The organism is Pseudogemmobacter humi, assembly GCF_900609055.1.
GTDB classification, from domain to species: Bacteria; Pseudomonadota; Alphaproteobacteria; order Rhodobacterales; family Rhodobacteraceae; genus Pseudogemmobacter; species Pseudogemmobacter humi.
The window spans coordinates 106052-116130 of sequence record NZ_UXAW01000029.1; the positions used below are offsets into that span (position 1 = coordinate 106052).

Annotated in this window: 15 protein-coding genes; all 15 read right to left on the reverse strand. The window is 66.4% G+C overall.

Annotated elements, in window-relative coordinates; translation table 11 throughout:
• Positions 1 to 13 precede the first annotated feature (13 nt).
• Entirely contained in the window at positions 14 to 1753 is a 1740-nt protein-coding gene (locus tag XINFAN_RS00970) for a relaxase/mobilization nuclease domain-containing protein (RefSeq protein ID WP_094463127.1), read from the reverse strand.
• Positions 1754 to 1996: 243 nt separating this feature from the next.
• Positions 1997 to 2761, reverse strand: coding sequence for a lytic transglycosylase domain-containing protein (locus tag XINFAN_RS00975; protein WP_094463176.1), 765 nt, complete (start codon positions 2759 to 2761; stop codon positions 1997 to 1999).
• A 2-nt stretch (positions 2762 to 2763) separates the two neighbouring features.
• Complete coding sequence (locus XINFAN_RS00980) at positions 2764 to 3099, reverse strand: DUF736 domain-containing protein (RefSeq protein WP_094463128.1); 336 nt, start codon at positions 3097 to 3099, stop codon at positions 2764 to 2766.
• A gap of 66 nt (positions 3100 to 3165) precedes the next feature.
• Positions 3166 to 3708: a S26 family signal peptidase gene (locus XINFAN_RS00985; protein WP_094463129.1), complete on the reverse strand. Its 543-nt coding sequence runs from the start codon at positions 3706 to 3708 to the stop codon at positions 3166 to 3168.
• Positions 3705 to 4190, reverse strand: coding sequence for a DUF2840 domain-containing protein (locus XINFAN_RS00990; RefSeq protein WP_094463130.1), 486 nt, complete (start codon positions 4188 to 4190; stop codon positions 3705 to 3707). The genes XINFAN_RS00985 and XINFAN_RS00990 overlap by 4 nt, the downstream gene beginning before the upstream one ends.
• On the reverse strand, positions 4187 to 4441 hold the full coding sequence (locus XINFAN_RS00995; RefSeq protein WP_094463131.1) for a hypothetical protein: 255 nt from the start codon (positions 4439 to 4441) through the stop codon (positions 4187 to 4189). Before XINFAN_RS00995 ends, XINFAN_RS00990 begins: the two co-directional genes overlap by 4 nt.
• Positions 4438 to 5181 (reverse strand): DNA-methyltransferase, encoded by a 744-nt coding sequence (locus tag XINFAN_RS01000; RefSeq protein WP_094463132.1) that lies wholly within the window; start codon positions 5179 to 5181, stop codon positions 4438 to 4440. Before XINFAN_RS01000 ends, XINFAN_RS00995 begins: the two co-directional genes overlap by 4 nt.
• Positions 5178 to 5831, reverse strand: a complete 654-nt coding sequence (gene parA, locus XINFAN_RS01005; protein WP_094463133.1) for a ParA family partition ATPase — start codon at positions 5829 to 5831, stop codon at positions 5178 to 5180. Before parA ends, XINFAN_RS01000 begins: the two co-directional genes overlap by 4 nt.
• Complete coding sequence (locus XINFAN_RS01010) at positions 5828 to 6907, reverse strand: replication initiator protein A (RefSeq protein WP_435530836.1); 1080 nt, start codon at positions 6905 to 6907, stop codon at positions 5828 to 5830. Before XINFAN_RS01010 ends, parA begins: the two co-directional genes overlap by 4 nt.
• Positions 6908 to 7021: 114 nt before the next feature.
• A complete protein-coding gene (locus XINFAN_RS01015; protein WP_094463135.1) occupies positions 7022 to 7303 on the reverse strand; it encodes a helix-turn-helix transcriptional regulator in 282 nt (93 codons plus the stop codon).
• Between the two features lie 140 nt (positions 7304 to 7443).
• Entirely contained in the window at positions 7444 to 7872 is a 429-nt protein-coding gene (locus XINFAN_RS01020) for a DUF2285 domain-containing protein (protein ID WP_233352084.1), read from the reverse strand.
• A gap of 46 nt (positions 7873 to 7918) precedes the next feature.
• Complete coding sequence (locus tag XINFAN_RS22145; protein ID WP_094463137.1) at positions 7919 to 8215, reverse strand: transcriptional regulator domain-containing protein; 297 nt, start codon at positions 8213 to 8215, stop codon at positions 7919 to 7921.
• 111 nt (positions 8216 to 8326) lie between these two features.
• The gene (locus XINFAN_RS01030; RefSeq protein ID WP_094463138.1) at positions 8327 to 8602 is read right to left on the reverse strand and encodes a DNA -binding domain-containing protein; all 276 of its coding nucleotides are present in this window, start codon (positions 8600 to 8602) and stop codon (positions 8327 to 8329) included.
• A gap of 98 nt (positions 8603 to 8700) precedes the next feature.
• Positions 8701 to 8949 carry a helix-turn-helix domain-containing protein gene (locus tag XINFAN_RS01035; RefSeq protein WP_094463139.1) on the reverse strand — a complete coding sequence of 83 codons (249 nt, stop codon included), beginning with the start codon at positions 8947 to 8949 and terminating at the stop codon, positions 8701 to 8703.
• A gap of 455 nt (positions 8950 to 9404) precedes the next feature.
• Positions 9405 to 9779, reverse strand: coding sequence for a hypothetical protein (locus XINFAN_RS01040; RefSeq protein ID WP_094463140.1), 375 nt, complete (start codon positions 9777 to 9779; stop codon positions 9405 to 9407).
• Positions 9780 to 10079 lie beyond the last annotated feature (300 nt).

The window sequence follows — 10079 nt, forward strand, 5'->3', positions numbered from 1 at the left end:
TTTCCGGTTGATGTCAGAGGCCGAGGCCGCGCTTGCGCCCGAAGTCCCAATCGACGCCGCCATCGTCGCGGGCGACGCCGGAAACGTGGCGGCCGATCTGCTTTTCGAGAGAGGGTGACCAGGGCACGAGCTGGAAGCCGAGGCCATCGTCAATCATGGCGAAGCGGCCGGAGGCGAGTGCGAAGCGCTGGCGATAGGAGCCGGCGACATATTCGCCACTGGCGGCGCGGTCTAAGGACATGCCGGTGTCGGCTGCGAGCTTCTCGGCGAGGTTGTCGAGTTCGCGCCTGCGCAGCGTGTTGAGCAGCCGGCGTGCGAAGACGACGCGCCCGCCCTGTCGCTCGGCGTGGCCCTCCCCGATCAGATGCTCCGCGCGCTCGTCCAGAGCCTGACGGACCTCGGCGCCGAAGCCGCTGTCGGAAAGTGCAATCGGATCACGGGCGGTGGCCTGCCGGTCGAGCCAGGTCGCGCCCGTAGCACCGACCTGTGCGCCGAGATCGAGATCGGAGCGGACGGCGAGTGCAACGCGCCGAGCACCCTGCGCATCCTCGTAGGTCCGCAACTCGACGATTGAGCCGGGCGGGCTGTCGCCGGCGGCGTCCAGATGCGGCAGCCTGATGTGATGCGTGCGACCGTCGACGCCATCGACCACGGCATAGGCGGTGCCCTTCAACTCGTCATCGAGGCCGCGCTCAACCAGGCGGCCGATGACGGGAACGTCGAGGCTTTCGCCGGCGAGGACATAGCTGGCCGAGCCGCGCTCGATGCCGCGTTCGGTCAGGGCGCGGTGCATGCGCTTGATGATGTCGCCGCGCTCGCCCAGCTCGCGCAGGACGGTCTCGGCCTCGGGTTTGATGGACCATTGCGAATGGCCGATCTGCCCGGCCAGCCCGAGGATTTCGAGGGTACGAAGTCGGCCGACCTTCAGCGCATGGAACTCATCCTGCGCACGGTCGGCGAGCGGGGCGAGATCGACGATACCGGATTTTCCACCATCACGAACAAGCTGGCGGTCGAGTTGTGTCCAGCGTTCCGCCTCGACCTGGGCCTCAAGGCTGCGGCGGATGTGGAGATCGGTGCGCGGCCCCAGCTCCCGGGTGATGAGATCGCGCGCCCGGTCCCGCATCCCCTCCTTGATGTAGTCGCGGGAAATCACGAGATCCTGCCCGTCGTCGCGGGTGCCGCGCACGATCAGGTGGACATGCGGATGCGCCGTGTTCCAGTGATCGACCGCCACCCAGTCGAGGCGCGTTCCGAGATCCTTTTCCATCTGCCCGACAAGATCGCGGGTGAAGGATCGCAGGTCCGACATATCCGGCGCATCGTCGGGCGAAACGATGAACCGGAAATGATGCCGGTCATCACCGCAGCGCTCCGCGAACGCACGACCATCGGCGTCCTCCGTTTCCGACCCGAACAGCCGCGCCTTCTCGCCATCACGGGTCACACCGTCGCGGCGCAGATAATCGAGATGCGTTCCGAGTGGCGCCGACCATGCCATGTGACGGACGACGCGCGCCTTGACGACGGCGCCGCGTGTGCGGGAGGTGATGAGGCGGTTGGCCTGAACGCTGGCGCGCTGGCCGCGCCCGAAGCGGGAGCGATTGCCGGAGGTGACGCGACCGGATCGGGAGACCCCGCCGCCGGCCTTCTTCGCGGCGGCGAGCGCCTGCGCGATGAAGGGCCTGACTTGCTGCGAGCGGGTCGAGCGGATTCGTCCCGGACGGATGCGGAACTCGCGATCATCGGACATGACGCTATCCTGCACGGTGCAAAACAGGAAGGAAAATCAGGAAGTTGGGCGCGATGCGCACGGCGCGCGAAAGCACTGCACGGTGCGGAACGCGCCGAAAACATGAACAAAAACAACCGCCCAACCGGAGCACACCGTGCCCCGTTTTATCCTGCCATCCTTCGGTCGTGGTGCCTGCCGCCACCCCTCGCGCCCTCCATGACACGCCAGCGCACGATGGGATGCGAATTGCGGTGCCGCTGCTCATGGCCGGTCCTCACCGGCATTGCGGGTGACGAAGAGGCCCTCGGGTTGCAAGGCGGTGAGCGATTCCGGTGCCGCCGGGAGGAGCGAAGGGTCGTCGTCCGGCGCACGATCTGGCAAGGCTGGATCGACGGAGGAAGCCCCATCTTCGCGCGCAACGAAGATCGACGCCTCGCGCCAGTCGAGCGGCCGGGCAGCAGCGGCAGCGGTGCCCGAGGGCCGCTCGCCGTGCAGAATGGGCGCAAGCGAAGCGACATAGGCGCGCGTCTCGGCGGGCAGCGGACGATCCGCAAGGCGGTATTCGTCGTAGCGGCCGGGACCGGCATTGTAGGCCGCGAGCATCGCGGCCACATTGTCGTAGCGGTCCCACATCTCGCGCAGATACGCCGTTCCCGCGAGGATATTGTCGCGCGGATCAAGGGGATCATGGCCGAGAGAATGACGGATGCGCAGCCCGGCCCAGGTGTCGGGCATCACCTGCATCAGCCCCATCGCACCCGCCGGCGACAGCGCACGCACATCGCCCGCGCTTTCCGCCCGCATCACGGCCATGATCCATGTCACCGGGATGCCAAAACGCTGCGATGCCTCGGCGATATGGGCGGCGTGCGGATGCACGGCGACAGGACGATCCGGCACGGCGGTCTGCGCCAGAACCGGCGACGGGGCGATGGCCGGGATGAACAGGCCGGAAAGAAGAAGGAGGGTGATGCGGCGACGGGCGCCGCATCTTCCCGAGGCGGGACGGGTGCAGGAGATGATCACGATCACTCCTCCTCGTCCCGCTTTTTCGGACGGTTCCAGCGCAGGCCCCATTCGCGGCCTTCGTCGTCCGACTGGAACAGGCGGGCGCGGATCGGCTGCCGGAAAACGGGATCGTCGAGCAGGACCGAGATGAACGGTCCCGCGCTTTCGCCGACATGCTTCCAGCCTGCGCCAACTTCCGGGCCGTCTTCGTCGCCGAGATGGATGCGATAGGCGGGCGCCTTCTCGGAGTCCGCGTTCTCGGCGGGAGCGAAGGTCAGCTCGACGTCGAGCGTAAGGGTGCGGACATGCCCGGAATAGCCGGACGGGGTGCGGGTGAATTGACCGATCAGTGCCATTGGAGGCTCCTTCAAACGCGGTGGAGAAGGTGCGGAGCGTTCGCACGCTTCGCTGCGGACGCGCCGTCACCGCTCCGGCGCGCGCCAGACGAGGCGGCCCTCGCCGTCCTCGTCGGTGAAAAGCGGAATGGCCCGGCCGATTACCGCCGAGGCGGGGAACGGGCCGAAATAACGGCCGTCGAGGCTGTCGCCGACGTCGAGGTTCATCAGGAAGATCTCGTCCTCGGCGATGGTGCGGCAGCCCTGCCAGACCGGCAGGTCGCGGCCCTGGCTGTCGCGGTCGCGGGCTTCGCCAAGCGGAACGGCATCGACCGTGATCGCGCGGCCGTCGCGGCACAGGCGCTGTCCGGGCAGGCCGAGAACGTGCTTGAGGAGCGGCACGTCGCGGGCGACGTAACCGCGCGCGATCATGAAGGCGGCGACGGATTCGGGCGGCATGACGGCGACCAGATCGGGCACCTCGAGCCGGTCCGCCGGCGCGATGGTGTAGAAGCCGACCGGCACGCTGGCCGATGCGTTCCAGACCAGCCTGGGCTCTGTCGGACCGACGCTGGCGATGACGGTGGCGATCGCGGCCGCCGTCAGCATGACGTAGCGGGTGCGGGTCATTGCCCGACCTCCCGACGCCGGAGCCATGCGTCGTGGCGATCCGCCGTATAGGGACGCGGCGCTTCGCTCGCGTTCATCCAGTGGGCGACATGGCGCCAGTGATCGGGATCGACCTCGGCCGGATCGATGCCGAGCGCCTCGATGGCATCGACATGGCGAAGGACGTCCTCGACCTTCGGCCAGGTATCGATCCTGAGCAGGATTTCCGCGCCGGGACGCACGAAGGGCAGCGTCTGATAGGCGCAGCCGGGCGCGACGGCGCGCACGATGTCGATCCGCGAGATGACGGTGCCATAGTCATTCGCCGCCCAGCGGACGAATGCGAACACGGCACCGGGACGGAAAGAGACGGTGCGGCGGCTGCGGTCGAGGATATGTTCCCCGACCTCCTGACCGAACCTGATCCAGAACTCGATCTTCTTTTCCACCCACGTCAGTTCCACGCGGGTCAGGTCATCTTCATGAGCTGCGGCGCCGATCATGAGCGCTCTCCTGATGTATCGGGGAATTCGCGCGCGAGCAGGTCGCGCAGCATGTCGGTGACAGTGCCGGCGCGCCTGATCGCTGCTATCTTGATCCGCCCGCGAAGCTCTGGCGTGATGTCGATTGTCAGCCGGGCTGTGTAGGCCGTCGCAGCGCCGCCACCTGCTGGCGGCGCGTCACCGGCCCTGATCCAACCATCGGGATCGGCCGGGCGGGCAGCGAAGCCACGCTTCTCGTTGCGCGCCGTCATGACGCGCCTCCATCGTGAAACGGCAGCACCATGGCGATGCGCGCCCGCGCGCGCTCGGCCATGTCGGGATCGATCTCGCAGCCGATATAGCGGCGGCCGGAGAGCCGGCAGGCTTCGCCTGCCGCGCCGGAGCCCGCGAACCAATCGCCGACCAGCCCGCCTTCCGGGCAACTCGTGCGGATCAGGATTTCCAGCAGCGCCGACGGTTTCTCGGTCGGATGGATTGCGCGGCCGTGGCAGTTGCGTAGGTAGATGACCGACCGCATGAGGCGCGGCCCACCGTCATGGCTGACATAACGGCCAGCGTCGATCTGGCCGGTATGGGGAGGACGTTGCTTGCGGCGAACCGTCCGCGCGGTGGCGTCGGGCGTGGTCTGGACGTCGTTGTAGATGTCACGCCAGGCGGTCTCTGCCGGATAAAACTGGACGGCCAGCTCATGCACCCGCTTGAAGCGGTCGGCATGAAATCCGGTGCCGTTCTGCTTCTCCCAGACGATTTCCTGCGCGATCCGCAAGCCGGCATCGGCGAAGCGGTCGGCCGTCGCCATGAAGCTGCGCAGCGAGCCGAAGACCCAGAGCGAGCCAGTCGTCCCGAGGGCGGCGCGCGCCAGCGCGACCCAGCCCTCGACGCGCCGATTCCAGGCGAGCGAAGTGTCGCCATAGGGCGGATCGGCGAGGATCATGTCGTAGGGTGCGTGCCAGGGCATTTCTTCGCGGCAGTCGCCGGTGAGAACGCTCATCGTGCGGCCCTCCCGATGCCTAGCCCTTCGATCTCGGCGGTGAGCGCGGCGATCTCACGGGCGGCAGGAGATTGGCGGTCGATCTCGCTGGCGAGCCGCCCGGACTGCGCGGCGTCGGCGAAGACGACGCGCTGGCCGATGGCGCTGGAAAGCATCGGTGGATCGTGGTCGGCCAGTGTTTCGGCCGTCTCGCGGGCGATGACGGTGCGGGCGCCGCAGCGGTTGAGCGCGAAACGGGCGGTGAGCTGCGGCCGGTAGATGCGGGCCTCCGCAAGGAGGGACAGCATCTCGGCCGAGGCCCAGCCGTCGAACGGTGAGGGCTGCACCGGGATCAGCACCAGATCGGCGGCGAGCAGCGCCGAGCGCATGAGGCCGGCGACACGCGGCGGCCCGTCGATGACGATGTGATCGACGTCGCGGGCGAGTTCGGGCGCCTCGCGGTGCAGCGTGTCGCGGGCCAGGCCCACGGTGCCGAAGGCGCGTGGCAGGCCCTCACGCGCGCGCTGCTGCGACCAGTCGAGGGCAGATCCCCGCGGATCGGCATCGATCAGGGTGACGCGCTTGCCCCGGCTCGCCAGCTCACCGGCGAGATGCAGGGCCAGCGTCGTCTTGCCGATGCCGCCCTTCTGGTTGAGGAGCGCGATGATCATCGCCGGCCCTCCGGCGGATCGAGCGGAAGGCGGGGCGTATCAGGATCGTCGGCGGCCGACGTCCCGTCCTGAGCGAAGGCTGATCGGGACGCCGACGATGCGGCAGATCCCCCTTTCTTCCCGGCTATGCTGAGGCTTTTCGCGGTGTCGCGGATGAGGTTTTCCACATCGCGTGCGCGCTCTTCAAGGTTAGACTCTTTGTTAGACTCTAAGTTAAGGGCGCGATTTCGTGAATGACTGCCGTGGGTTAAGGCCGGTTTCGGTTCCTGATAGCACGTGCCTCGGGTTCCCGATAGCACGATAGTCCGGGTTCCTGATAGCACGAGGCCATTCACAGGTTTTCCACAGGGCGCGGTGGGCTCGAAAGCGAGCAGCATGCGTCCGCCGATCTCGGCTTCGAGAAACAGCGTGTAGCCTGGCAGAGGCTGGCGCCGGATGATGTCGCGCAGCTCGAAGGCGAAGCGCTTGAACGGCGACAGGCTGCCGGATTTCTGATGGAGATGATGGAAGTCGAAGCGCCAGCCATCGCGCTGGCGACCGCCATGCTTGCGCACCAGGCGATAGAGCCAGCGGTCGAGACCGCCTGTCAGGTCGAAATAGGTCCGGTCGATGGTCAGCACGAGGGCATCGTCGAGGACGGCCTGGTAGAACCAGTCCGGCACGATCATCTCGATGCCGTCGGGGCGGCCGTTGCGGTCGGTGCGCTCCTGCCATTCGTTGATCCAGGAGAAGCGATGGCGCCGGCCCTCGGCCGGCTGGCGGATCGAGGTGGAAATCGTGGTCGATTGCAGCCGGTCGAGGGCCGCTTTCAGGCGCTGGTAGTCGCGTGAGCCCGTGCCGCGCCCGACATAGGTGAGGATCTCATAGGGCGTGGCAGCCATCAGCCGTGAGGTGCGAAGCCCGGTATCGCGGGCTTCGACAATCTGGCTGGCGGCCCAGATCAGGATGTCGGCATCCCAGATCGTGGCCATGCCGTGATCGGGAACGGCCTCGACCCGGATGGTCACGCTGCCGGCGGTGAAGTCGATGGGCGCGATGCGCTTCGACTTGGCGAGGGAAAAGAAGGGATAGGCCATGAGATCCTGCGCGTCTCGTGGCGCGAAGTCGCCGGGAAGCGCCCTGAACAGGTCGAGTTGCCCGCGCTCGGAAGAGGGTCGACGTCGCACCGCCATGAAGGAAACCGGGTGCGATCAGCGGGCGTAGCGGCCAGCCTGTCGGCCGGACGGAACGGCCTGTCGCTTGGCGGGCAGGATGGAACCGCGCGGATCGGAGGTCGACGTCACCGCGCCGCGCTCGGTCCAGGCTTCGAGATCGTCGATGGCATAGACGACGCGGCCGCCGAGCTTGCGATATGCGGGGCCGGTTCCGTAGGTGCGGTGCTTTTCCAGCGTTCGCGCCGACAGGCTGAGGAAGTCGGCGGCTTCCTTGGTGCGCAGAAAGCGCGGCGGCAGAATGACGGGTTCGTGCGGCATGGAACGGGCCTCCGTGGTGTTGGGACGGCCGCTGCGGATCAGCGGCGGGCAAGGACCACGGTGGCGAAGGAGAACCGGCGAGTTGCAGGGCGAAGTTGGGGGGTATCGAAATCACCCACCATCGGGCGTGCGAAGTTGCGCTAGTGTGGGCGGCGATGACGCAGGAGTTTTCGATAGCCGCCGGCGACCATCGCGCGGGCATCGCGCAACAGCGCCTTGACGGCATGGCGGGCCGAGGACGCCTGCCATTCGTCACGGTCGAGCGGGCCGATCTTCAGGACGACCTGCGCGATCTCCTGCTGCGTGGCGCCGGCTCTGTATCCGTCGAAGGCCCGCAGCATGCGCCGAAGACGTGCGCGCTGCTGCCGGGTCAGGCGCGTGTCGGGCGGGATGGCGCGGCCATGCAGGGCAGAGAGGAAGCGACGAATCGCCTCGATCCGATCGAATCCGTCGAGACCGAGCGGAACGATGGCGACCGCGATCGTTTCGCTGCGGACAGCATCGTCGAGGATCTGGAGCGTCTGCCCGTTGCCGAGCGCGAAGCGGAAATCGCTGTCGGTGCCGTCCACCGGCAGGTGGACGCGCCATATGGCCGGGACATCGCCGAGGCTGTCTTCAAATGCTGGCGGAGCTGGGGCCAAGAGGATCGCGCTCGTGTCCTCTTGCGGCAGCCAGAGGATGGGGGCGGCAGGAGGTGCGGCCTGTGGATCGACCGGGAAATCGCAACCCCCACCGCTGCCGAATGTGTTCGGTCAGCGGTTCGGGGTCTCCACGGCCAGCAACAGAGGCTTCAAAATCGGCGTCATAGGCTTCGTTCCGGCGAAGGCACTCCCATGCCAGGTCGGATGCCGTCAACGCATCCAGACGGTCGTATTCCACCGAAGAACGCCAGGTCGATGCGTCAGGTGTCATCGCGGTCTCCCGAGTCTTCTCTAGGGGATTGGTAAGACTCAGGATTCCCGTGCGAGTTGAGTTGGGGAAGTCAGGCGCAGGTCAACGGGTGATGCGTCGCGCGCATCACGGTCAGGTCTTGCGCTGGCTTTCGCGGACCAGTTCGCGATAGCCCTGTTCGGTCATCCAACGCGCGCGTGCAAGGTGGGCGTCATGGATCGAGCGGCAATGCGCAGGATCGCTATCGGGATCGAGCCCGAACAGAATCCGCACCGCTTCGCGCCAGTCGGCACCGTCTCGCTCCGCATCGAGCAGCCGCATATAAAGCTTCATATGCTCGCGATCATAGGATGTGAGCGAGTCACCGGATGGCGGTTTGTCGAGAAATGCTTGTATTGCCTGTGCCATCACTTTCTCATCGTCGCAGGTAACGCATTTGTTAACCATCTCCGTTGGGAGATAGCCATCCTTTTTGACGAGAACTGGCCGTAACGGCAGCCGTGACGTCACCGTTTCGCGTTGCTGCCTTCGTGAAGGAGCAGCACGCCCTCGCCCTTGTCGGTGGACAGGAAAACGATCCCGGCGGCTTCGAGCGCCCGGCGCACCTCATCGCGCGTGGATTCAAACACCTCGAGTCCGTTCTCGGATTCGAGGCGCTTGAGCGCGGTAAGTGATACGCGGGCCTTGTCAGCGAGCGTCTCCTGTGTCCAACCCAGCAACGCACGCGCGGCCCGTGACTGTCGGGCGGTGATCATACATGATCACCTCCCATTCGGATCTGCACGCACTCCAGAACTACGACTATTTTAGTCGCTCTGTGGTGGCCCGCCAATCTGTTTTTGCGCGAAAACGCCTGATCTGGCGAAACTTGGCCTCACGGCCTCGCATCTGATTCGGTCGCCGAGCGGTTACTCCGATTGCGTCCTGGGAATGTGGCTCAACAGGTTCAGGGAGAGGAGGATGGGTTTGGGAAGGAGGGCGAGGGAGCCGTCGCCTCCTTCCCATGGGTGGGTTCAAGGGAGGGGCTTCAGCCCTTCCCTTGGGGAGGATGTTTGAAGGAGGGGGCCTTCCCCTTCCTTCATGGGGGAGAGTTTGAGAGGGGTGGCTTGCCCCCCTTTTATCAGCCTTGGTGGCCGGTCGATCCGGTCGACGGGGCTCCTGACGACGAAGCAAAGACGAGAGGCGGCTTTCGCCGCCTCTCGTCGCAGACTCAGTCGGTATCCGGTCCCCAGAGCGGATTGCTCACCGGGTCCTCGATGTGGCCCCAGTCCGGTTCCAACCCGGCGATCACTGCCTTGACCTTGTGCCCACCGATGTCCGTGCGCCCCTGCGCGACGAGGATGCTCACCGCCGTCGGGTCCGCCTCGATGGCCCGGATCGCGTCCTCCATGTCATCGTGGGGACCGAGGTTTTCGATGGGGATCACATCGCCGTCCTCGTCGTAGCCGCCATGCAGATACATCGGCGCATCTGCCAGCCGCTCCGCCGCCAGTTCGGCCTCTCGGATGAGGCGGAAGGCGTGCTTGCGCTCGCGCCAGTAAGCTGCGCTGCCACCGTCGATGCTGATGATCTTGTGATTGCTCATGTCATGTCTCCTTTCGCTCTCTGACGGAAGGAGCCTGCACTGTAGCCGCGAGGGGTCAGGGATCGCGAAGCGACCGCCAGCGGCGGCGAGCGGGGGAGCCGATTTTCTGACGACGCCCTTGGGCGGCGGCTGAAAATTGGGGGGACCGCGATGTCCTTGACGCCGGAGTGGCTGGTGCATGATCCGAAGTCAGAGAGAGAAGAGCCCGCGGCCCCGACCAGGGGCCGCGACAATATTCGGCGCAACGCCAAAGGGGTGGTTTGGAGGGGAAGCCCCTCCATGGGTGGGGGAGCTTGAGGG

What these genes read in the sequence shown, in the direction of transcription:
- XINFAN_RS00970 (WP_094463127.1), bottom strand. Translation starts at nt 1,753, where the DNA reads ATGTCCGATGATCGCGAGTTCCGCATCCGTCCGGGACGAATCCGCTCG.
- XINFAN_RS00980 (WP_094463128.1), bottom strand. Translation starts at nt 3,099, where the DNA reads ATGGCACTGATCGGTCAATTCACCCGCACCCCGTCCGGCTATTCCGGG.
- XINFAN_RS00985 (WP_094463129.1), bottom strand. Translation starts at nt 3,708, where the DNA reads ATGACCCGCACCCGCTACGTCATGCTGACGGCGGCCGCGATCGCCACC.
- XINFAN_RS00990 (WP_094463130.1), bottom strand. Translation starts at nt 4,190, where the DNA reads ATGATCGGCGCCGCAGCTCATGAAGATGACCTGACCCGCGTGGAACTG.
- XINFAN_RS00995 (WP_094463131.1), bottom strand. Translation starts at nt 4,441, where the DNA reads ATGACGGCGCGCAACGAGAAGCGTGGCTTCGCTGCCCGCCCGGCCGAT.
- XINFAN_RS01000 (WP_094463132.1), bottom strand. Translation starts at nt 5,181, where the DNA reads ATGAGCGTTCTCACCGGCGACTGCCGCGAAGAAATGCCCTGGCACGCA.
- parA (WP_094463133.1), bottom strand. Translation starts at nt 5,831, where the DNA reads ATGATCATCGCGCTCCTCAACCAGAAGGGCGGCATCGGCAAGACGACG.
- XINFAN_RS01010 (WP_435530836.1), bottom strand. Translation starts at nt 6,907, where the DNA reads ATGGCCTATCCCTTCTTTTCCCTCGCCAAGTCGAAGCGCATCGCGCCC.
- XINFAN_RS01015 (WP_094463135.1), bottom strand. Translation starts at nt 7,303, where the DNA reads ATGCCGCACGAACCCGTCATTCTGCCGCCGCGCTTTCTGCGCACCAAG.
- XINFAN_RS22145 (WP_094463137.1), bottom strand. Translation starts at nt 8,215, where the DNA reads ATGACACCTGACGCATCGACCTGGCGTTCTTCGGTGGAATACGACCGT.
- XINFAN_RS01030 (WP_094463138.1), bottom strand. Translation starts at nt 8,602, where the DNA reads ATGGCACAGGCAATACAAGCATTTCTCGACAAACCGCCATCCGGTGAC.
- XINFAN_RS01035 (WP_094463139.1), bottom strand. Translation starts at nt 8,949, where the DNA reads ATGATCACCGCCCGACAGTCACGGGCCGCGCGTGCGTTGCTGGGTTGG.
- XINFAN_RS01040 (WP_094463140.1), bottom strand. Translation starts at nt 9,779, where the DNA reads ATGAGCAATCACAAGATCATCAGCATCGACGGTGGCAGCGCAGCTTAC.